At 59.8% G+C, this 21,589-nt stretch carries 20 protein-coding genes, 1 tRNA gene and 2 pseudogenes; 12 read left to right on the plus strand and 11 right to left on the minus strand.

Annotated features, from left to right (window positions below; genetic code table 11):
* Positions 1 to 45: 45 nt before the first annotated feature.
* The 3 genes from B1722_RS26280 to proP all read right to left on the minus strand — a co-directional run bounded on the left by B1722_RS26280 (position 46) and on the right by proP (position 3,964).
* Positions 46 to 972 carry an alpha/beta hydrolase gene (locus B1722_RS26280; RefSeq protein WP_086794896.1) on the minus strand — a complete coding sequence of 309 codons (927 nt, stop codon included), beginning with the start codon at positions 970 to 972 and terminating at the stop codon, positions 46 to 48.
* Between the two features lie 90 nt (positions 973 to 1,062).
* Complete coding sequence (locus tag B1722_RS26285; protein WP_086794870.1) at positions 1,063 to 2,325, minus strand: MFS transporter; 1,263 nt, start codon at positions 2,323 to 2,325, stop codon at positions 1,063 to 1,065.
* 136 nt (positions 2,326 to 2,461) lie between these two features.
* Complete coding sequence (gene proP, locus B1722_RS26290) at positions 2,462 to 3,964, minus strand: glycine betaine/L-proline transporter ProP (RefSeq protein ID WP_041071723.1); 1,503 nt, start codon at positions 3,962 to 3,964, stop codon at positions 2,462 to 2,464.
* 230 nt (positions 3,965 to 4,194) lie between these two features.
* On the opposite strand from proP, the gene B1722_RS26295 reads away from it, so the two are divergent.
* Positions 4,195 to 6,399: an OsmC domain/YcaO domain-containing protein gene (locus B1722_RS26295; protein ID WP_086794871.1), complete on the plus strand. Its 2,205-nt coding sequence runs from the start codon at positions 4,195 to 4,197 to the stop codon at positions 6,397 to 6,399.
* Between the two features lie 116 nt (positions 6,400 to 6,515).
* Here the strand turns inward: B1722_RS26295 and B1722_RS26300 are convergent, their stop codons facing one another.
* Positions 6,516 to 7,352: an SDR family oxidoreductase gene (locus tag B1722_RS26300; RefSeq protein WP_086794872.1), complete on the minus strand. Its 837-nt coding sequence runs from the start codon at positions 7,350 to 7,352 to the stop codon at positions 6,516 to 6,518.
* A gap of 105 nt (positions 7,353 to 7,457) precedes the next feature.
* Positions 7,458 to 7,739, minus strand: coding sequence for a hypothetical protein (locus tag B1722_RS26305; protein ID WP_174377199.1), 282 nt, complete (start codon positions 7,737 to 7,739; stop codon positions 7,458 to 7,460).
* Positions 7,740 to 7,877: 138 nt separating this feature from the next.
* On the opposite strand from B1722_RS26305, the pseudogene B1722_RS29965 reads away from it, so the two are divergent.
* Positions 7,878 to 8,038 (plus strand): annotated as a pseudogene (locus tag B1722_RS29965) (ATP-binding protein); the annotation flags it as partial.
* Between the two features lie 322 nt (positions 8,039 to 8,360).
* Positions 8,361 to 10,280: a tyrosine-protein phosphatase gene (locus B1722_RS26315; protein WP_086794874.1), complete on the plus strand. Its 1,920-nt coding sequence runs from the start codon at positions 8,361 to 8,363 to the stop codon at positions 10,278 to 10,280.
* 115 nt (positions 10,281 to 10,395) lie between these two features.
* On the opposite strand, the gene B1722_RS26320 is transcribed toward B1722_RS26315, so the two are convergent.
* The 3 genes from B1722_RS26320 to B1722_RS26330 form a co-directional block, all read right to left on the minus strand.
* Positions 10,396 to 11,919, minus strand: a complete 1,524-nt coding sequence (locus tag B1722_RS26320) for an EAL domain-containing protein (RefSeq protein ID WP_254616407.1) — start codon at positions 11,917 to 11,919, stop codon at positions 10,396 to 10,398.
* Positions 11,920 to 12,116: 197 nt separating this feature from the next.
* A complete protein-coding gene (locus tag B1722_RS26325) occupies positions 12,117 to 13,097 on the minus strand; it encodes an AraC family transcriptional regulator (RefSeq protein WP_086794876.1) in 981 nt (326 codons plus the stop codon).
* A gap of 151 nt (positions 13,098 to 13,248) precedes the next feature.
* Positions 13,249 to 14,145, minus strand: a complete 897-nt coding sequence (locus B1722_RS26330) for an AraC family transcriptional regulator (protein WP_086794877.1) — start codon at positions 14,143 to 14,145, stop codon at positions 13,249 to 13,251.
* Positions 14,146 to 14,283: 138 nt separating this feature from the next.
* Between B1722_RS26330 and B1722_RS26335 the strand changes: the two genes are divergently transcribed.
* Genes B1722_RS26335 through B1722_RS26345 form a run of 3 tightly spaced genes read left to right on the plus strand, consistent with a single transcriptional unit; the run spans position 14,284 to position 16,437 of the window.
* Positions 14,284 to 15,027, plus strand: a complete 744-nt coding sequence (locus B1722_RS26335) for an SDR family NAD(P)-dependent oxidoreductase (RefSeq protein ID WP_041072745.1) — start codon at positions 14,284 to 14,286, stop codon at positions 15,025 to 15,027.
* Positions 15,028 to 15,061: 34 nt separating this feature from the next.
* A complete protein-coding gene (locus B1722_RS26340; protein WP_041072743.1) occupies positions 15,062 to 15,463 on the plus strand; it encodes a VOC family protein in 402 nt (133 codons plus the stop codon).
* Positions 15,460 to 16,437, plus strand: coding sequence for a trans-acting enoyl reductase family protein (locus tag B1722_RS26345; RefSeq protein WP_041072741.1), 978 nt, complete (start codon positions 15,460 to 15,462; stop codon positions 16,435 to 16,437). The genes B1722_RS26340 and B1722_RS26345 overlap by 4 nt, the downstream gene beginning before the upstream one ends.
* Positions 16,438 to 16,447: 10 nt before the next feature.
* On the opposite strand, the gene B1722_RS26350 is transcribed toward B1722_RS26345, so the two are convergent.
* Entirely contained in the window at positions 16,448 to 16,861 is a 414-nt protein-coding gene (locus B1722_RS26350; RefSeq protein WP_041072739.1) for a helix-turn-helix domain-containing protein, read from the minus strand.
* Positions 16,862 to 16,956: 95 nt separating this feature from the next.
* Here B1722_RS26350 and B1722_RS26355 point away from each other — a divergent pair, with 95 nt between their 5' ends.
* Complete coding sequence (locus B1722_RS26355) at positions 16,957 to 17,421, plus strand: nuclear transport factor 2 family protein (protein WP_041072737.1); 465 nt, start codon at positions 16,957 to 16,959, stop codon at positions 17,419 to 17,421.
* Between the two features lie 245 nt (positions 17,422 to 17,666).
* Here B1722_RS26355 and B1722_RS26360 read toward each other — a convergent pair whose 3' ends face one another.
* Positions 17,667 to 18,029 (minus strand): DUF6124 family protein, encoded by a 363-nt coding sequence (locus tag B1722_RS26360; RefSeq protein ID WP_041072735.1) that lies wholly within the window; start codon positions 18,027 to 18,029, stop codon positions 17,667 to 17,669.
* 773 nt (positions 18,030 to 18,802) lie between these two features.
* Here B1722_RS26360 and B1722_RS26365 point away from each other — a divergent pair.
* A complete protein-coding gene (locus tag B1722_RS26365) occupies positions 18,803 to 19,054 on the plus strand; it encodes a DUF2790 domain-containing protein (protein ID WP_041072733.1) in 252 nt (83 codons plus the stop codon).
* Between the two features lie 44 nt (positions 19,055 to 19,098).
* Here B1722_RS26365 and B1722_RS26370 read toward each other — a convergent pair whose 3' ends face one another.
* On the minus strand, positions 19,099 to 20,043 hold the full coding sequence (locus B1722_RS26370) for a LysR family transcriptional regulator (protein WP_041072731.1): 945 nt from the start codon (positions 20,041 to 20,043) through the stop codon (positions 19,099 to 19,101).
* Positions 20,044 to 20,130: 87 nt separating this feature from the next.
* On the opposite strand from B1722_RS26370, the gene mug reads away from it, so the two are divergent.
* The 4 genes and pseudogenes from mug (at position 20,131) to B1722_RS26390 (ending at position 21,548) form a co-directional block, all read left to right on the plus strand.
* The gene (gene mug / locus B1722_RS26375) at positions 20,131 to 20,700 is read left to right on the plus strand and encodes a G/U mismatch-specific DNA glycosylase (RefSeq protein ID WP_086794878.1); all 570 of its coding nucleotides are present in this window, start codon (positions 20,131 to 20,133) and stop codon (positions 20,698 to 20,700) included.
* Positions 20,642 to 20,782: pseudogene (locus tag B1722_RS26380) on the plus strand (DUF1801 domain-containing protein); the annotation flags it as partial. The gene mug and the pseudogene B1722_RS26380, both read left to right, overlap by 59 nt.
* A 138-nt stretch (positions 20,783 to 20,920) precedes the next feature.
* Positions 20,921 to 20,995 (plus strand) — tRNA-Gln (locus B1722_RS26385).
* Between the two features lie 172 nt (positions 20,996 to 21,167).
* On the plus strand, positions 21,168 to 21,548 hold the full coding sequence (locus B1722_RS26390; RefSeq protein ID WP_025113298.1) for a RidA family protein: 381 nt from the start codon (positions 21,168 to 21,170) through the stop codon (positions 21,546 to 21,548).
* Positions 21,549 to 21,589: the final 41 nt, after the last annotated feature.

The following is a 21,589-nucleotide window of genomic DNA, read 5'->3' on the forward strand; positions in this document are numbered from 1 at the left end:
AGTTGGGGTTTTGTTTTGTCCGCAGGAAAGTGCTTGGCTCGCCAATTAGCCCTTAATTGCCCCGATCTGATGCGAAAGCCACGCCCGGCTGTAGTCCAGAACACGACTAGCCATGGTGGTAGGAAAATGAATAAAGCCATGGGCGGACGAGGGCAGTAGATGTACTTCAACCGGTGCCGATTGTTGCCAACGCTCAGCGAGTTCCAGCGTGTCATCGCGCAGCGGATCCAATTCGCCGGTGAACATCAACGCCGGTGGCAATCCGCTCAAATCGCCGTAAAGCGGAGACAGTGGCGCCTGCCGGCGTTCATCATCACTCAATCCTGGAGTCAGCAGGCGCAGCGCCTCAACCATGCCCGGGCCGTCGAGCACCAGCGTTTCTGCAGGTGCGGCGTGTACGCTTGGGGTGCCCGCGAGATCGTAGACGCCGTAATAGAGCAAGGCGCCGCAGACGCGCTGCAACAAACCGGGTGCTGGTTTGAGTGCCAATAACATTGCGGTTGCCAAGTGCGCACCCGCTGATTCGCCGACAACGATCACCGGCAGACCAACGAATTCCGTGCAATCGTCGCTCAGCAGCCAGCGTGCGGCGCAAAGACAATCCGCCATCAACGCCTCAACCGGTGTATTCACTGCCAACCGATAGTCAACTGACACCACTGCCACGTTGCAAGCCTTGACCGTTGCGATGTTAAGGTCATCGTTCATCTGTGCATTACCGATCACCCAGCCGCCACCGTGGTAATCAAGTACCACACCCTTGGGCTTTCCTTGTGGGCGGATGATTCGGACAGGCACTGAAGCAGCGTGCGAATGAACCACAGTGCTTTGCACTTGAAGGCCGTGTTTGACCGGTTTGTCCGCGCCGAGCATCTGACTGACGCGCAGCAATGTCTGGATCAAACGCGGCGTCAGCCGATTGCGAACGCGAAACCGCGGCAGCCAGGCGAGTTTGCGGTTGAAGCGCTGCATTTGCGCCAAATCACTCTCGCTGAACACAAGCTTGTTATCAGCCAAATCCTTCCTCCCTCGTCAGCAATTCTCACTTAACGATATAGGGTGTTACGGCGGAGCAGTGAAGGGCGCCTCACGGTCAAGAACATTCACATCATTCCCCACCTGCCGCAAGGTTTCCGGCACCGTCATCCACAACAGTACCAGCGCCACCCCGGCAATCACCGCCAGGGTCAGAAATGCCGCGTTGTAACCGGCTTCCTGCAATACAACACCCGCAACGCTGGCACTTAATGCTGCGCCCAGACCGAACACCGTCGATAGGGCACCCAGGCTGACGTTGAAGTGGCCGGTGCCCAAGGTCAGATCTTTCACTACCACCGGGAACAGCGCGCCGAAGATCCCTGCGCCGACGCCGTCGAGCATCTGTACCGGCACTAGCCAATAAGGGTCGGCGGACAAGGTGTAGAGCACACCGCGCAACGGCAGAATCAGGAAGCCCGCGAGCAGCAGCGGCTTGCGTCCCCACACATCGGCTTTGACCCCAACCAGCAGGGCGACCGGCACCATGACCAGTTGCGCGGCGACGATACAGGCCGAAGTCAGGGGCGTCGCCATTTGCAAGTTGACCTGCGCCAGCTTCTGGCTCACCAGTGGCAGCATTGCCGCGTTAGCCAAGTGGAAGAGGGCACAACAGATAGCGAACATCAGCAGCGCTTTGTTGGTCAGCAACACCGTCAATCCCGATGGCGTCTTGCCGTGGGCGGCGTCGCTTGGGTCGAGCCCACGGGCGAGATCATGGTTGATGGCGTTGCTGTCGACGAAGCTCACGGCGATCACGCTGCACAGCGCCATGACCGCCATCAGGTAGAACACCGCCACCGGCCCGAACAAGTAGGCAAACCCACCGGCCAGCAGCGCCGCGCAGGCGTTGCCAGCATGGTTGAAAGTCTCGTTGCGTCCGGTGCGCCGGGTGAACGCGCGCGGGCCGGTGATGCCCAGGGTGATCGCCGAGATGGCCGGTGCGAACACCGATGCCGCTGCGGCGCTCAGCGCTTGAGTGATCGCCACCAGACTGAAGGACGTCACGAAGGGCAATACCACGCAACTGCCGGTCACCAGCAACGCGGCAATCGCGATGACCGCTCGTTTACTGCGTGTGTTGTCGACCAGAGCACCGGCGGGTGTCTGGGTGACAAGGGCGGCGACGCCAGCGAGGGTCATCACCAGCCCAATGCTGGCCGGTTCCCAGTGATGCACGGCCAACAGGTAAATGGCCAGATACGGCCCGAGTCCGTCGCGCACATCGGCGAGGAAGAAGTTCAGGCTGTCCAGCGAGAGGTTGTTGCGACGATCGGAGTGAGTGTCCACGCTGGCACCTTCGATATCGAGGTTGCTTAGAATGGCGCAACCTTCGTCAATTCAGTGAGTGGTCGTCTACGGATTGAGTTGCACGGCGCTTATGCGGCCACTCGACTCTGTTTCGAGTGGCCGCGCTGCGAACGGCTCAGTTAATGCGCGGATGCTGCTGCACCAACTCCTTGCGTTTGGCTTCCAGTTCGGCGATTTCGGCGTCGATGTCTTCGATTTTCTGCTCGATGTGGTCGTGGTGTTCCTTGAGCAGTTCCTTGGCTTCCTCAAGGTCAGACGCCGCCGGTGCAGCACCCCGTAGCGGTTTGTTGGCGGTCTCTTTCATGGTCACGCCGGTGATCAGGCCAACCACGGCAATCACCATCAGGTAGTAGGCCGGCATGTACAGGTTGTTGGTACTTTCCACCAGCCAGGCCACGGCGGTCGGGGTCAGACCAGCGATCAGCACCGAGACGTTGAATGCAGCGGCCAGCGCGCTGTAGCGGATGTGCGTGGGGAACATCGCCGGCAGGGTCGAGGCCATGACGCCGATGAAGAAATTCAGCAACACCGCGAGGATCAGCAAACCGGAAAAGATCAGGCCGATCTTGCCGCTGTTGATCAGCATGAACGCCGGAATCGCCAGCAGAAACAGACCGATACTGCCGACAACAATGAAGGGCTTGCGGCCAATCTTGTCGCTGATAAAGCCGATCGCCGGCTGCACGAACAGCATGCCGACCATGATCGCGATGATGATCAGCACGCCACGGTTTTCGCTGTAGTGCAGGTTGTGCGACAAATAGCTCGGCATGTAGGTCAGCAGCATGTAATAGGTGACGTTAGTCACCGCCACCACGCCAATGCAGGTCATCAGGCTGCGCCAGTGCTTGGTCGCGACTTCCTTGAACGAGACTTTCGGCCCGCCCGCCAGACCTTCACGGTCGCCTTCTTCGAGTTTTTCGACGTGCTGCTGAAATGCCGGAGTTTCTTCCAGTGCATGCCGCAGATAGAGGCCGATCATACCCAGCGGCAGGGCGAGGAAGAACGGCAGGCGCCAGCCCCATTCAAGGAATTTCTCTTCGCCGATGATCGTCGAGATCAGCACCACCACGCCGGCACCGAGGACGAAGCCGGCAATCGAACCGAAGTCCAGCCAGCTGCCGAGGAAGCCGCGTTTGCGGTCGGGCGCGTATTCGGCAACGAAGATCGAGGCGCCGGTGTACTCACCGCCGACCGAAAAACCCTGAGCCATTTTCGCCAGCAACAGCAGGATCGGCGCCCAGATGCCGATCGACTCATAGGACGGTATCAGGCCGATGGCGAAGGTGCTCAGCGACATGATCACGATGGTCGCGGCCAGCACTTTCTGCCGCCCGTATTTGTCGCCCAGCGCACCGAAGAACAGCCCGCCCAGCGGACGAATCAGGAACGGCACCGAGAAGGTCGCCAGCGCTGCAATCATCTGTACACCAGGATCAGCCCCGGGGAAGAAGATCTTGCCGAGTGCATAGGCGACAAATCCGTAGACCCCGAAGTCGAACCATTCCATGGCATTGCCCAGCGCGGCGGCGGTGATCGCTTTGCGCATCTTGGCGTCGTCGACAATGGTGATGTCTTTCAATCCGATGGGATTGACCTTGTTTTTCCTTGATTTCATGCGGGTCACTCATAGCTGAACGGATTCGATGCCATTGTTTTGGTGGCATGGGTTCTTTCCGTCAGATACAAGAAGACACGAAATAATTCACTGCTCGTGGCATTTTTGTCGTCCGCAGCCGCACAGGCGCCGAACAGCCCACCCGGCGGTGATTACGCAAAAGCACAAGACGTCAGGCTGAAAACCCGGATAATGGCCGCCAATTCGTTTTTGCTCTCTGGTAAACCCGCATGGAAATCAAGGTCAACTTTCTCGACAACCTTCGACTTGAAGCCAAGTTCGACGACTTCACGGTGATCGCCGATCAGCCCATCCGCTACAAAGGCGATGGCTCGGCACCGGGGCCGTTCGACTACTTCCTGGCGTCGTCGGCCTTGTGCGCGGCTTACTTTGTGAAGCTGTATTGCGAGACGCGTAACATCCCGACCGACAATATTCGCCTGTCGCAGAACAACATCGTCGACCCGGAAAACCGCTACAACCAGATCTTCAAGATTCAGGTCGAATTGCCGGCGGACATCTCTGAAAAGGATCGCCTGGGCATTCTGCGTTCGATTGATCGCTGCACGGTGAAGAAGGTCGTGCAGACCGGTCCCGAGTTTGTGATCGAGGAAGTCGAAAACCTCGACGCCGACGCGCAGGCGCTGCTGATGCCGCATTCGACGTCGGAGGCGGGCACTTACATCGTTGGTAAAGACCTGCCGCTTGAGCAGACCATCGCCAATATGTCGGGGATTCTCGCGGATCTGGGGATGAAGATCGAGATCGCCTCGTGGCGCAATATTGTGCCTAACGTCTGGTCGCTGCACATCCGTGACGCGCACTCGCCGATGTGCTTCACCAACGGCAAGGGCGCGACCAAAGAGGGCGCACTGGCCTCGGCGCTGGGCGAGTTCATCGAGCGCCTGAACTGCAACTTCTTCTACAACGATCAATTCTGGGGCGAAGACATCGCCACCGCCGAGTTCGTGCATTACCCGAACGAGCGTTGGTTCAAGCCCGGCCCGCAAGACGAGCTGCCGGCAGAGATTCTCGACGACTACTGCCTGGACATTTACAACCGCGACGGCGAACTCAAAGGCTCGCACCTGTACGACACTAACTCCGGCAACACCCAGCGTGGCATCTGTTCGCTGCCGTTCGTGCGCCAGTCGGATGGTGAGGTGGTGTACTTCCCGTCGAATCTGATCGAAAACCTGTTCCTGAGTAACGGCATGAGCGCCGGCAACACGTTGGCTGAAGCCCAGGTGCAATGCCTGTCGGAGATCTTCGAGCGCGCGGTCAAACGCGAAATCCTCGAAGGCGAAATGGCCCTGCCGGACGTGCCGCAGGAAGTACTGGAAAAGTACCCGAGCATTCTCGCCGGGATCAAAGGCCTGGAAGAGCAGGGCTTCCCGGTGCTGGTGAAGGATGCGTCGCTGGGCGGTGAATTCCCGGTGATGTGCGTGACCCTGATGAACCCGCGCACCGGTGGCGTGTTCGCCTCGTTCGGCGCGCACCCGAGCCTGGAAGTGGCGCTGGAGCGCAGCCTGACCGAGCTGTTGCAAGGCCGCAGCTTCGAAGGCTTGAACGATTTGCCGCAACCGACGTTCTCCGGCCAGGCAGTGACCGAACCGAACAACTTCGTCGAGCACTTCATCGACTCCAGCGGTGTGGTGTCGTGGCGCTTCTTCAGTGCCAAGTCTGACTTCGAATTCGTCGAGTGGGACTTCTCGGGGCAGGGCGAAAACTCCAACGCCGAAGAAGCCGCAACGCTGTTCGGCATTCTCGAAAACCTGGGCAAAGAAGCCTACATGGCGGTCTACGACGATCTCGGCGCCAACGCTTGCCGGATCCTGGTGCCGGATTACTCGGAAATCTACCCGGTCGACGATCTGATCTGGGACAACACCAACAAAGCCCTGCAATTTCGTGCCGACATCCTCAACCTGCACAGCTTGAGCAAAGTCGGTCTGCGCAACCTCGCCCAAGGCCTGGAAAACAGCGAGCTGGATGATTACACCGACATCACCACGCTGATCGGCATCGAGTTCGACGACAACACGCCGTGGGGCAAGTTGACCATTCTGGAACTGCGCCTGCTGATCTACCTTGCCCTGCAGAAATTCGAGCAGGCCAAGGATCTGGTCGAAGCTTTCCTGCAATACAACGACAACACCGTCGAGCGCGGCTTGTTCTATCAGGCGGTGAATGTGTGTCTGGAAATGGAACTCGATGAAGACCTGGAACTGGCCGATTACGAAGCCAACTTCCGTCGCATGTTCGGCGACGAGCGCATGGACGCGGCGATTGGTTCGGTCAACGGCAGTGTGCGTTTTTACGGTCTGACACCGACCAGCATGAAGCTTGAGGGGCTGGATCGGCATCTGCGTCTGATCGACAGTTACAAGAAGCTGCACGCAGCAAGGGCGAATGCGGCGGCGTTGAAGCGCTGATAGCAGACGGTCACTTCGTAGTGAGGAGCCTGTGGCGAGGGGCTGAATCCCCTCTCCACGGTTGCGTAAACCTGTGCGGGCGGGCTTGCCAAAGAACAGGTCGTCTCAGTGAATGATTACTGCGGCGCCAGATCGCCGTACAAGTACGCCGCCGTCACACCCCCATCCATCAAGAAATCGCTACCCGTAATAAACGTGCCTTCCGGCCCCATCAGCAACGCACCGACCGCGCCGACTTCATCTGGTGTGCCACCGCGTCCGGCGGCGCTCAAGTCGATCATGCGCTGATAGCCGGGTCCACGCGGGCCGCTCAGTTCGTCTCGTGCCAGCGGGGTGAAAATGATCCCCGGGCTGATGGTATTGACCCGCGCCCCACGCTTGCCCCAACGCACCGCCTCGGCCATCACCCGCAACGAGTTACCGCGTTTGGAAATCTGGTAAGCGTGCAAGGGATCGCTGATCTGATCAGCTTGTAGCATCGGTAACGCCAACAGTTCTTCCACCGGCGTGGTGGCCAGTGCCTTGTTCTGCTCGACACTCAGAGCCGGCAGGCGATGGCCAGACTGCGAGGCGATCACCACCGCCGAGCCGCCCTTGGCGATGACATTACCGAATTCCTCCAGCACCAGCGCCGTGCCATACAGATCCACTCGAAGAATGGTCGCGACTGGCGCCTGCGAAGGGGAAACGCCAGCGGCAAGGATCACTCCGCTGATCTCGCCGATGGCGGTGGCGGTCTGCACCAGGGCCTGCACCGATTCACGAGAGGCGATGTCGACGACCGTCGCGGTGACCTCAAACCCTGCATCGAAAAGGACTCTGGCTGCTGCGTCGGCGTTCTCCTGTTTCAGGTCAGCCAGTACCACATGCTTGCCGGCACTGACCCGGCGGGCGATGGCCTGGCCAATAGAACCGGGACCGATGACGACGATCACTTGTGCAGGATTTTTCATGGTGGGCAGCTCTTTCCAAGTGTTCCGTCACCTTATAGGGCTGTTCATTGCTCAACAATACGGTTTTGATTGCTAGGGTTCATGAGCAGAACTCATCAATTGTCTTCAGCGTTTGCACTGCGCCTGCACCACCTGACAGGTGTTCGGCGTGCCTCCGGAGCGGCTCGCATAGCGCATGCAGTTATTCATCGACTTCTTGCGCGCCATGCTCAAGGTGTCGCCCCAGGCCAGACCACCTTCGCCGGAAGTAGGCACGGCTTTGGCGTAGCAGTTCGAGCCGTTGGTGGCGTAGCGTTTGCTCGAACAGCCGGCCGTCAGCGCCAGGGTGGTGGCGAGCAGGGTAAGTAGCACCCAGGACGAGCATTGGCGTGCGGTGATTGTGGTCATCTGGGTTCCTCGTTGGGTCATGCGCATCAATTGCCTCGCCGACAGGCGTTGGGCATTATCCAGCAATCGACATAAGGAAGCGTCCCCAATGCGTGCACCCACACTACACCTGATGTGCGGCAAGATCGCCTCGGGTAAAAAGTGGATGACGCCATCTGCCGTGCTCGGTTGCATGCACGCAACACGCTGGCCGAGCATGAGTTGGCGGCGTCGGAGCGGAGTTTGATTTGATCACTCGATACTTTAAGGCGCCAGACATGGGCGAGGGGCTGGAGATGGTCATGCACCGAAACCGCTAGCAGGCAAGCTCCCACTTTGGATCTCTGGCAGCTGCCAATCCTGAGCTCACCGCAAAAAAACTGTGGGAGCTGGCTTGCCAGCGATGGGGCCGTGTCAGCCACCATTATTCATGGCTGACCCACCGCCATCGCTGGCAAGGCAGCTCCCACAGGGTTCTCCGTTGCTCCGAAATTCATGCAAAAAACCGAACCCTTACGGACAAAAAACGCAGCCCACGGCCCGATCGCGCAACCATTTTCTTGCGCAGTCGTTCTGTCATATTCGGTATCAGTTGATTGCAGATAGTAGCCAGCCCAACGCTAATTCCAATGAGGCTGCACTGTGTTTCAACGTCTTGTGTGTTCGCTGTCTGTTCTGAGCCTGTCCATCGCTGCTGCCCACGCTGCCGAGACCGTCATGCTCGACACGCCGCGCCTGCAAAGCATCGACAACTTCCGTGATGTCGCCGGGCTGACCACCGCGTATTCCACGGCCCACGATGGCACGATGCGCGGTGGCGTGTTCTACCGCTCCAACGCGATCACGCCGTCGGCAGCGGATCTGGCGACCCTCAACAGCCTCGGCATCAAAGCCGTCTACGACCTGCGCACGCCGAGCGAAATCGCTGGTACGCCGGACACAATGCTGAGCGGCGCGAGCTACCAGAACATCGACATCATCGGCAGCGCCACCTCGGGCGCGAACATCACCACCGTGTCGTTCAAAAGCGCCGCCGATGCCATCGCCATGATGGAACAGACCAACCGCGCCTTCGTCAGCGACGCGGGGATGCGCGGGCAGTTCGGCAAGTTGTTCAACGAACTGGCCAGCACCGACGGCGCGCAACTGTTCCATTGCACCGCCGGCAAAGACCGCACGGGCTGGACGGCCGCCGTGCTGCAGAGCATCGCCGGAGTCGACAACGCGACCATCATGGCCAACTACCTGGCGACCAACGACTACACGGCCGCGCGCGTCGCCGCGACCCTCAAGGCGTTGCCGCCGAGCATGGCCTCGATCTATGCGCCGCTGCTTGGCGTGCAGGCCAGCTACCTGCAGGCCGGTCTTGATGAAGTCACCGCCGAATACGGCAGCATGGACAACTACCTCAAACAAGGTCTTGGCCTGTCGCAGGAAACCATCTACGTGCTGCGCGGCAAACTGGTCGAATACAACAGCCTGCCGGGGCAGGCCGGATTGGTCGGCAACGCCGCTGCCGGTGCCGAATTACTGCGTCAATTGCAGAACACCAACCTGTCTGGCACCTACAGCGCCTACAACTATTATCTGCAATCGGCGATCGACGCCGGCACCCTCGGCGGTGTCGAAGCTCAGGTCGGTGGCCAGGTTCACGCCGACGCCGCCAGCTATCTGCTGCGGCAGAACGCGTTGATCGAACAAGCCGCCGCCCCCTACGCCAGCGGCTCCGATCTGAAAGTCGGGCAATACCGGTTGTGGACCACCGCGCTCGCCGGTTACCTCGGCACCGATGGCTCGTCCCGCGCCGAGAGCAGCAACGAACACAGCCAAGGCCTGATGGTCGGCATCACCCAGCGCTTCTCCGAACAACTCAGCGCTCGCGGCGGTTTCGGTTACAGCAAAGGCACCGTCGGCGGCGCGAGTGGCGAGGCCGATACCGACTTCACCTTCTTCGACCTCGGTGCGCGCTACGGCTTCACCAGCCTGGAACGTGGGCTGTTCGTCGACGCCAATGCCAGCGCCGGCTACGTCGATTACGCCAGCAAACGCGAACTCGGCGGCGGCCTCGGCACGGCCAAGGGCGACACCCAGGGCAACCTCACCGGCGCGACCTTGGCGCTGGGTTACCGCGCTCCGGTCAACGGCATGATTCTCGAACCCAGCCTCGGTGTGCGCATCAGCCACCTCGACCTCAAAGGCTTCCAAGAGAAGGGCAGCGAACTGTCCCTCGACGTCGACGACAACACCGCCACCCGCCGCAGTGCCGTCGCCAACCTCAACGTGGCGTTCGCCCCGGTGGCGATGGGCGCGTGGCAACTGGTGCCAGGCGTGCAAGTCGGCTACGAGCGCACGCTGGGCAACAACGACGTCAACAGCCAGGGCCACCTGCTTGGCCTCGACATCGAACAACGCGCCGCCTTCGACAACCGCGACCAGTTCAGCGGCGGCGTCAACCTGATGGCCAGCCTTGGCGCTGTCAGCGTCGGCGCAGAAGTCGGTGCCAGTGGCGGTGGTGACAGCCACGGTTTCAGCGGCAGCCTCAAGGCCAGTTACGCGTTCTAAGTGATGGGATGACAATCAGGTCAAGGATGACCCCAAAACTTAGAAGCGCTCCCAAACCTGTGGCGAGGGAGCTTGCTCCCGCTGGGCTGCAAAGCGGCCCCAAAAACCAGCCTTGTCAAACACACTCAGCCAGCTCGCCGACCTGACCATTCAATTCCGCACCCGCCCCACAACGCTCCCCAACGAACCGCAAAAACTCCCCCGCAGGCATCGGCTTGGCAAACAACCAACCCTGCCCGAAATCCACCCCACGATTGCACAGATACTCCAGCTGCGCCTCTGTCTCAATCCCTTCAGCCACCACCTTCAAGCGCAAACTCTTGGCCATGTCGATGATGTGCGCCGTCACCGAACTCGCCTCTGCATCGCGCCCGATGGTGTCGACAAACGACTTGTCGATTTTCAGTACATCCAACGGCAACTGCTGCAAATGCTGCAGGCTGGAAAACCCGGTGCCGAAATCATCGATAGCTGCCAGATGCCCCAACTCGCGTGCCTGATTCATCGTTTGCCGCGCTGATTCGATCTGCACAAAACCGCGCTCCGTGGCCTCCAGCCAGATCTGGCTCGGCCACACATCAGCCTTGCTAATCGCGGACTTGAGTCGGGGCAGGAAACGGCCGCTGCTGACATCCGCCGCCGCCAGATTGATCGCCACATGCAGGTTGCGCTCTTTGACCAGAAGCGGCCTCAGATCCTGCACGACGTGATCGATCACCTGGTCGGTGATCGGCAGAATCAGCCCGCTCTCTTCGGCCAGCGGGATAAACAGATCGGGCCGCACCAGGCTGCCGTCCGGATGCCGCCAGCGCACCAGCGCTTCGGCCCCGATACAGGCGCCATCGCTCAAATCCATGATCGGCTGATAGTGCACGATGAACTCACGATTGCGCACCGCCAGCTCAAGCTCGGCCAGTGGCGACAAACGCCGGCGCGTGCGCCGCACGATCAACAGCGCAAGCATCCCGGCAATCAACCCGCCTATCGGCAGCAACAGCATCTCGCGGCGCACCAGCCCTTGCAGCAACTCATGACGCGATACCGCCGCAATCGCCACCCAGTCACCGCTGTGCACCAGCGTATACAGATAACCATCCTCCAGCGCCGAAGCAGGGCCCAGATGCACGCGACTCATGAAGCGCTCCGTCCCCGGCCGCGAAATTCCCACCAGATGCCCGGCAGCGGTACCGACCATCAAATGCACATCGTCCTCGACCAGGACCTGCAAAAACTGCTCGGGGTCGACCAGCACATTGAAGGCCGCGTACTGCAGCGCCATCATCGGCTTGGCTGGCACGATCCGCGCTTGTACGCCGAGCGACACGCGCACGCCATCAGACGTAATGAAGTCTTCTTTCCACGGCGTCACCCGATGACCCACCGGCCCCCACGAACCGCAGGCATAAACCTCTTCCTCGACATAGCCGATCGACTTCACCGCGAACGTGTTGATCGTCAGCAGACGCATCTCGTCGATGCTCTCCGGTGTACACGGCGCAAGGCTCGACGCGGCGACGCTCTTCAGCACCCCGGCGGCTTCATGGAAAGTATTGTTGGCGCGGCTGGATGCCACGGACGCCAGCGATTCGAGACGTTGCTGCGCCGCTGCCAGGTTCAACACCCAGGCGACGTAACCCATCAAAAGTACTGGAAGCAAGACACACGGAAGGCCCAGGAGAATGCTCCCCCAGACAATGCGTTTTTTGTTCATTTGACGCCACCTTGGCCCACGGCCCGTGACGTGCGGCTGCACGGCTGTTAATCAGCGTCTACAGATTAGCGCTGGCGCGATCGGCCGATCTTGCCGCAAATCAATACTCTCGTCGCCCACGCCTGTCAGCGTCGCGCGCGCGCGCCCGAACGCAAATCTGCCGGACTGACCCCATACGCCTGCTGAAAATACTGACAAAACCGCCCGACATTGCTGAAGCCAAAGCGCAGCGCCACCTCCGTCACCGACGCCGAATGCCGCAGCGCCTCGAAAGCCCGCTGCAGCCGCACCTGCCGCTGATACGCCACAATCGACATCCCGACAAACCGCCGAAACCCCTCCTGCAATGCGCGCTGACTGACATTGCTCAACCGCGCCAGCTCCACGCCGCTCACCAACTGTTCCGGGTGCGCCTGAATAAACGCCATCGCCAACTTCACATGCCGCGGCGCCACCCTCGGTGCAGGCTGGCGCAACGCCTCGGTAAAATTATGCGGCCACGCCTCCAGCACTGCATCAATCAACATCTCACGCAACCGCGATGGCATCAGCGTGCCGCTGTTGAGCAACAGATCAAACTCCGTGCCCGTCGCCAGATCAATCAACGCCTTGATCCCCCGAAACGCCGCCGTGTGCAGATCCACCACCGGCTCAAACACAATCTTCTGCACAACCGGCCGCCCCAACAACGCCGCCAACCGCTCCGTGAGCTGCGCCCGACTCACCGAAATCCCGTGCTGCGCGTGATCGTCGAGAAACCGCATCGAACGGATATCCGCTTTATCAATCGCCAACCCCACCTGGGCCACACCGACGGACTCGGTGCGGTGGTTGAACACAATCTTGCCCGCCGTGGGAATCACGAAAGTGATCTCGTCCTGCGGGTCGGGAAAGGTCACGGTGAAATCGCCGTGGTAATGCATACGCCGGAAACTCACGCCGTCGTGTCTGCCGTAGACACCGCCGATGATGATGCTGGAAGGGATTGGCGGGGAGTCGGCGTAGCGATTGCCGAAGAACCGGGAGAAGAGGGCGCCGAAGTCTTCGGCGTGGAGGTTTTCGGAGCGGAGGATGATTGTTTGGCGGGGTGGGGCGACGGAGTACACCTTGGGGCACCTTTTTTTGGGGCTCTTGGGTAAGTGGCGCAGGGGAGGTTAGCAGGTTGGGGGTGACAGGTTTGTGACGGCGATTTCGTCGGTGGAGAGAGGTCTTCTTTCGGCCAATAGCTGACACTCACAGTTTCCTGCAGTACGCCGCTCAATCGCCTCCAATGGCTCTCGCTCGCGCATGGATTCTGCTCGCATCCTGTGACGGTGGAAGCCCAAACACCTTTGCGTAGTCCCGGCTGAACTGGGTTGCGCTTTCGTACCCGACCTCGAATGCAGCGGCCATGACACTCTTTGCATTCGCCACCATCAATGTTCTGGCCTGGAGCAGGCGCACGCGTTTCTGATATTGCAACGGACTGAGGTTGGTCACGGCCTTGAAGTGGCGGTGAAACGCCGAGACGCTCATCGACGCTCGCTCGGCCAAGCTTTCGACGCCGATGGGTTGGGCAAAGTCCTGACGGATCCACTGTACCGCAAGGTTCACTCGGGCCATCGCGCTGTCGGGCGCCGCGATCTCTCGCAGCATCCAGCCCAGGGGGCCCTGAAGTACGCGGAAGATGATCTCCCGCTCGTAGACCGGGGCCAGCGCTGCGATGGCATCCGGATCGCCCATGAGTCTGAGCATGCGCACCCAGGCGTCCATGAGGTCAGTGGTCATGGATGCGACTGAAAAGCCAGGCGTGGGATCGACGCGACTGGCAGGTTTGGGCAGGTCGGCGAACAAGGTGGATAACACCGTTGGATCGAGTGTCAGGCTGACGGCCAAATAGGGCTCCCCGGTTTCGGCAGGGTGCACCGAACCCACGGCAGGCAGGTCGATGGACATGACGAAATAGGTCGCGGGGTCATACCGCAGGGTGTGGTCGCCCACGGTCATGCTTTTACTGCCTTGCAGAATCACGTTGATCATCGGGTCATAGACCGCCGCGAGCATGTGCTCAGGGATTTTGCCCTTGACCATGGCCACACGCGGAATACCGGTTTCCGTACGTCGGTTTTCCGCCTTGGCCGCGAGTGACCTGAGTTCGTTCAGTTGATTGTCCATGGTGTGCATGCTGAGGGCTGACACGGGTGCGCTGCAAGCAAAAAGCAGAAACAGGCAGGTTTCGAGGAGGAACGGATGCGCTCAGGCTTGTAAGGCTCAGTACGCTGGATCCTCATTCGAAGCACAGAGAAACAGCACATGAGCGTTATCGTCATTACAGGTGGGAGTCGCGGCATCGGTGCCAGCGCCGCCGAGCATATTGCGCAGCGCGGTATGGGTGTGATCCTGACCTACAACAGTCATCCAGAAGCAGCCGCTTCAGTCGTGGAGCGTATTGAGCATGCGGGAGGCAAGGCAGTTGCGCTCAAGCTCGATGTGGCTGACGTAGCAAGTTTCTCCGGGTTTCGCGAGTCAGTGATATTTGTCTTGCGCGAGATTTGGGGCCTCACCTCCCTCAGTGGCCTGGTCAACAATGCCGGGTATGGTCTGTTCAAACCCTTGGCCAGCGTCAGCGAAGCGCAGTTCGACGGCTTGTTCAATGTGCATCTCAAAGGCCCGTTTTTCCTAACGCAGACATTGTTGCCGCTGCTGGCGGACGGCGCGAGTATCGTCAACCTGACCAGCGCGACCACTCGTGTCGCCACAGCGGGTGTTGCGCCTTATGCGGCGTTCAAGGGCGGACTCGAAGTGCTCACCCGTTACATGGCCAAAGAATTTGGCGAACGACGGATCCGCGCCAACGCCGTCTCCCCCGGCGCGATCCGTACCGAACTTGGCGGCGGCTTGAATGACGAGTTCGAGGCTTTGCTGGCGGGGCAGACTGCGCTGGGCAGGGTGGGTGAGCCGGAGGACGTCGCGCGCGTAATTGCCTGTTTGCTGTCGCAGGACGGTAGCTGGATCAATGCCCAGACCATCGAGGTCGCTGGCGGTTACAACATCTGAGTCGCCCGCAGCTACACCATTTGAGGATTACGCAATGCTGGATCATGTCTTTTTGTCGGTAAGCGACATCACCCGTTCCATCCGTTTCTACGAAGCCGCCTTAACTCCGTTGGGCATTACCGCGCGCTTGGATTACGACGGCAAAGATGGCCCGCCGGGGCATCCTGACCTCAAAGGTTTCGGCGCCAATGGCCGGATGTTTCTCTGGCTGCGTGAGGGGATTGTTGAAGGACGTGCCGTCCATGTGGGGTTCGTCGCCAAGAGCAAGGCTGAGGTGGACGCCGCCTACGCCGCAGCCATGAAAGAGGGCGCGGTCGATAACGGCGCGCCAGGTGCACGTTTGCACTACGACCCGGATTACTATGCCGGCAATGTGTTGGACCCGGACGGGTACAGCCTTGAATTCGTCTATAAAAAATGGCAGCACGTCCAATGAGCAAACTGCTGATCTACGGCGCCACCGGCTATACCGGTCGCATGGCTGCTGAACGGGCAAAAACGCTGGGCTTGCGGTTCGAAATCGCCGGGCGCGATCACACGCGTGTGGCGGCACTCGCTGCGCATCTGGACGTGCCGTTTCGAGTGTTCGATGCCGACGCGAAGGCAGCGAGCGCGTTGTCCGGTATCTCTGTCCTGCTCAATTTCGCCGGCCCTTTTGCGTACACCGCAGAGCCGTTGATGCGTGCCTGTATCAAGGCCAATGTGGACTATCTGGACATCACCGCAGAGATCAACGTCTATCGGCTGGCCGAGCAACTGGGCGCAGAGGCCGTTTCGCAGCAGGTCATGCTCTTGCCCGGCGTAGGTTGGGACGTGGTACCGACCGATTCGCTGGCGGTGCATGTCGCCAAGCGTGTCGAACAGCCTTTTGCGCTGAGCATCGCGCTTCAGGTCCCAGGCTCGATGTCACGTGGCTCGGCCATGAGCGTCAGTGAAATCATCGGGGCAGGGGTCATGGCGAGGGTCGATGGCGAGCTGGTCGCCACGCCTGACGCCACGCTGCGTCATTTCGATTTCGGTGACGGCCCGGTTCTGTGCGCACCGCTATCGTTTGGTGATCTGGTGACGGGCTGGCACTCGACTGGCATCCCGAACATCGCGATGTTCGTGCACATTTCAGGCGATGCGTTTCCCGAAGGGGATCTCTCAACACTGCCCGATGGTCCGACGTCTGAGGAAAGGGAGGCACATCGTGCCCGAGCAGTTGTCGAGGTCATGGGTGTTGACAGAGTAATCGCTCGGTCTGTGATCGAAACCGTGAACGGCTATTCCTACACGCCTCTCGCGGCAGTGGAGGCCGCGCGTCGGGTGCTCGAAGGTGAACGTCAGGCGGGTTTCGCTACACCGGCCAAAGCCTTCGGTGGCGGGTTTGCCGAGAGTATAGAGGGGACGTTGATCACCGACTTCTGAGGCCATCTGGTCAGGCTTGCGCTGCCTCGATTTCCCGAGAATCGAATGCTGCCTGGGCCTTGATAACCGTATCCAGGTGTTCAAGGGTCCAGAGATAAAGCGCGTTGAACGGGTGCTCAAGTGTTCGGCCTAGTGGGGTGATGCTGTATTCCACTGCCACCTGAGAGGACGGGATGACGCGTCTCTGCAGAATGCCGTTGCGTTCAAGGCGGCGCAGTGCCTGGGTCAAGGCTTTTTGGGTGATGCCGTCCAGGCATCGCTTGAGCTCATTGAATCGAAGGGGCTTTTTGCACAGGGCCGCCAGGATCAACACTGACCACTTGTCAGCGATCTGGTCGAGCAGAAAGCGGCTTGAGCAATCAACGCCTCGATCTGTGGTTGTCGGGTCGCTGTTCTTTGCGGTTTGCGTGGCAGATTCGTGCATGGGTTTCCCTGGATATACCTGAGCACTTTGAAGTGCGTAATTGATATTAGGTATACACAATATACTATCGCGGCTCTACCTTTCTGGAGTTACCCATGTCATCCATTTATCAGACAGACACCGCCGATCAGCTTGCGGTCATTGATGCCCTCTACCGCTTTGCCGCTGGCATTGATTTGCGTGACGCAGCACTGCTGTCCAGCGCTTTCATGGAGTATGCAGTTTCCGACTTCGGGCCTGCCGCAGCAAAGGCAGGATTTGAATTCCCTGTGCTGGAAGGCCGAGAGGTCATTGTCGCAACGTTATTCGGCGCGTTGGGACAGGTCGATACCACTCATTCGGTCAGCAATCCCCGTGTGACGTTCGAAGGTGGAAAGGCACATCTAGATGCGTTGGTGGAGGCCCAGCACGTCCTGAAAAACGACCCGGCACGCCACTACCTCATGAAGAACCGCTATGCCGTTGAGTTGATGAGACTCGGCGCGGGCTGGGGCATCGAGCGGGTGACGGTAGACAACGTCTGGCGAACAGGCGACGCCGGTGTGCTCATAGGCGCTTAATCGGGAAGAGGACCTAATGTGTTCCGAGCGTGACTCGTGCGTCGCGCCCGGTTTCAAGAGGCTGCTCTCGGCCAGGTACGTAAGATTTAACGTGTGGGTGCAAAGCGCCAGCGATAAAGCTGCAAATGGGCCGGAATTGGTCACTTCTGAACGTCTGCTTCTGGCCGGAAGCAGACAAATCACGCAGTCAGTTTCTGACAGATCCCTCTCGGCACTCACCATTGAGCGCCAAGTGGGAATGTTCGTTAGGCCGTCGGCACAACATTATCCAGCGCCTGATTCACCGCCAATTCTCCCAGCATCACCACCTGCGCAATGCCCAGCAGCGTCTTGCGAATCGGCCCCTCCACCAGGGCGGCCACATCACCCAACATCACCGTTGCCGAACCCAGCGATTCACTGGCGTTCGCCAATAGTTCCTCGGTGGCGATTTTGGGGTTGGCGAGGAACATGGCGTTGGGTGTGTAAGGCGTCGCCATGATTGGGCTGGCGGGGTTCAGGTAGTGGTCTAGGGCGCGTTCGGCGGCTTCGCTGAGTTTTCGGGAATCGGGGGATTCGTAGGGTGAGACCGTTTCGGTTTCGGGCGGGTTTGGTGTGACCTTGAACATAGTGAAGCTCCATATGTGGCTAAGGGAACCATCACATTCGCTACCAAACGAGGGTGGTGGCCATTACGAAGGTTGGTAGACCGGCACACATGGAAAAACCGGCGTGCTCGAAAGCACCCTGCGCATGGCCACCATAAAACGCAGGCGCCAGAAGGCATCTGTGTAAGGTGACGTTTTGCGCCATGTGTGAACCGGGCTACCAAACCCGATCGCTGCTTTTCAGCGACCGAACCACGATAGAACCCGCACCCTGGGCGCACAAGCCGGCGGATTCTGGCGTAGTCGTAGGCAATGGCGCAAGGCGTTGTAGCCTGGGATGACGTAACGGCGAGTGTTTTTAAACGTGTGCGGGAAAAGGGTTAAACGTGAGGGTTTTCGGGGCTGCGCTTTTCGTGAACGGATGGTTTGGCAAAGAGGAAAGCGGGGCAGTGCGACGTTCCGCTAAATCCCCTCGCGACGGGGATAGTTGTTGTGTGGAAATCAGAGGCTTCGGAGGATTGAGCTGACTCAGGTTAATCGCTGACTGGACTGATGCCTTCGCGAGCAGGCTCGCTCCCACATGGGGTTGGCGGTGTACACCCTTGGTGTGGTCGATACGAAACCTGTGGGAACGAGGCTGCTAGCGAATGGCCTGTCCACGGTTCTCAGGTCTTATTCATCACCATTCTGGACACAGTGTTTGTCCAGCCGACCGATTTTTGCTGTGCGCTTCAACCCCTAACATCGTCTCCACTCCGTGAACAAACACGGTTCCCCACGAGACGGTGAACATCATGAAACTTGCAAAAATCGCTCTTCTTCTGGCCTTTGGCGGTATCGGCGCGCAGGCGTTTGCGGCGGATGAAACCGCGCCAGTCGAGGCGTACAACGCCGCCGCTCACGCAGACATCGCCCACGTGGTGTCGATCTCCGAGGCGGCCAATCAGTGCGGCGCGGTGCCGGTGCAGATGACTTATGAAGACTCGAACGGCGCGCAACATGTTGTGCAATACCAGGTGATGGGCAGCGGTTGTTCCAACGGTTGATGTCGGTGCCGGCGCTGGAGGGTCGACACTCCAGGTCTGCGGCATTAAGCCTTGGCGAGTTCTTTGGCCCCGGCGATGTCTTCATCGGACGCCAGCAGTTGCGGAATGGCGGTTTTCAGGAACTCCACCCAGGTCTTGATTTTGGCGTCGACGAATTTGCGCGACGGGTAAATCGCAAACAGGTTGTATTCCTCCAGGCGGTACTGCGGCAGGACTCGCACCAGCGTGCCTCCAACCAATCCTTCGACGGCTGATGCCAGCGGCTGAATGCCGATGCCCATGCCATTTCTGATCGCCGTGGCCATGCCGTCGGCGGTGTTGATGTGGAAGGGCGAGTCGGGGATATTCTGGGTTTCCATGCCCTGTGGCCCTTCGAACACCCAGTTTTCTGCGGGCATCACCGTGTTGACGATGCGCAGGCAATCGTGCGCGGCGAGGTCGGCAGGTGTAGCGGGGTGGCCGCGTTTGGCCAGGTAAGACGGCGATGCACAGAGAATGCTGTAAGTGGTGCCCAGGCGTTGCGCGACGAAACCGGAGTCCGGCAGGTCGCGGGCGAGGACGATCGACATGTCGTAGCTTTCTTCGAGCAGGTCGGGCAGGCGGTTGCTCAGGGTCAGGTCGAACATCACCGTGGGGTGAATCTCGCGGTAGCGGGCAATGGCGTTGATCACGTAGTGATTGCCGATGGCGGCCATGGCGTGGATCTTCAGACGCCCTACCGGCAAGGTCTGGGCGGTGCCGGCTTCTTCATCGGCGTCGCGCAAGTCATCAAGAATTTTTTCGGCGCGCTGCAAATAACGTACGCCGGCTTCGGTCAACGCGAGGCGGCGGGTGGTGCGGTTGATCAGGCGCGTGTGCAGCCGGGTTTCGAGGCTGGAGACGGCTTTCGATACGTTGGTCGTGGTGGTGTCGAGCACGTCGGCCGCGGCGGTGAAACTGCCGCTTTGGGCCACGGCGACGAAGCAGCGCAGGGTCTGAATAACGTCCATCGTTGTTGTTGGCTCTGTGGATGGGATGGCCATTCTAGAGTTTGCCGTGGGTGGTGTTGCAATTGTTTGCGAGCGAGGGGCGGGCGCATGGCGGGTGAAAGGCTGGAAGACATTCTGGCGTCGGGGCTTTCGGTGGTGTTCTGCGGGATCAATCCGGGGTTACTCGCGGCGGCGCAGGGGCATCATTTTGCCGGGCGCGGGAATCGCTTCTGGCGCACCTTGCATCTGGCCGGGTTTACGCCGCATGAGGTGCAGGCGGAGGACGATCAAAGCATCCTGCAATTTGGCTGCGGCTTGACGGCGGTGGTCGAGCGGCCGACGGCGCGGGCAGATCAGTTGGCGGCGCAGGAATTCGCTGCGGCGGCTCTGGGCTTTGAACAGAAGATCAGCCGCTATGCGCCGCGTTATGTGGCGTTTCTCGGCAAGGCTGCGTATGCCGCGTTGTCGGGGCAGACAGTGGTGGCGTGGGGAGCGCAGGCGAAGACTTTGGGTGGCGCGCACGTGTGGGTATTGCCTAATCCCAGTGGGCGCAATCGGGCCTTCTCTCTTGAGCAATTGGTCGCGGCCTATCAGGAATTGCATCAGGTATTGATCGCAGGCCGATCCAGCGGGGTTGTTCAACGCCAGCCTGGAGGGCAACACCCGCCGGGCGATTGATTTTCACGAGGGCGATCCGGTCGATGAGCAGGCCTTGAAAGCGCTGATTCGCGAGGCGATTGCGCTGAAGGTGTCGAAGTGAATCGTGGCGGTTGCCTTGATTCAGAAAATAACTGGCTGTTTTAAAACAAATTTTTTTGCACTCGGGGCTTCCCAGATCAAAAAAAGGTTGGTAAATTGCGGCCCATTCTCGCAGAGCTTGTTACAGAGCTTGAGATACAGGGGCGTCGCCAAGCGGTAAGGCAGCAGGTTTTGATCCTGCCATGCGTTGGTTCGAATCCAGCCGCCCCTGCCATATTCAGAAAAAACGCCAGTCCGAAAGGGCTGGCGTTTTTTTATGCGCGCGATTTTTGTCCGGCAGCGAGGGTTGCCTGAGCCGTACCGGTAGACTGTTGTAAACTGCCCCGCGAAAAGTCCCGGCGGGTTGTTGGCCGGCGACCCTCATTCTCGCCAGACAAGAGACTTACATGGCTAATCACGACCTCAGCTTCACCCCTGATCCGGATGCGGATTCGATTTCCTCGGATGTTGTCGGTTTCAACGGCATTCTGGTCTCGACCCAGATCCCGACCCGCGCCGATGGCAGCCTGGAACTGGGGGATATCACCCTGCAAAGCGAATGCACCCTGCAGGCGCTGAAAGTGGCGCTGGAGCGGGCGGGCAGTTCGATGGATCGGGTGATGCACCTGACCATTTACCTCACCGACATGGCCGACCGCGCTGCGTTCAATGAAGTCTACAAGCGCTTCTTCGCCAAGCCATGGCCGGTGCGCGCGGCGGTGGGCGTGGCGTCGCTGGCGGTGGAAGGCATGCGCGTGGAAGTCACCGCGATGGCCGCCAAGGCCTGATCAACCTGCAAAACCGTGCTGGTTGGCCAGCGATGACGCCC

This window comes from Pseudomonas sp. SCPG-7, assembly GCF_002156405.1.
Classification (GTDB): domain Bacteria; phylum Pseudomonadota; class Gammaproteobacteria; order Pseudomonadales; family Pseudomonadaceae; genus Aquipseudomonas; species Aquipseudomonas parakoreensis.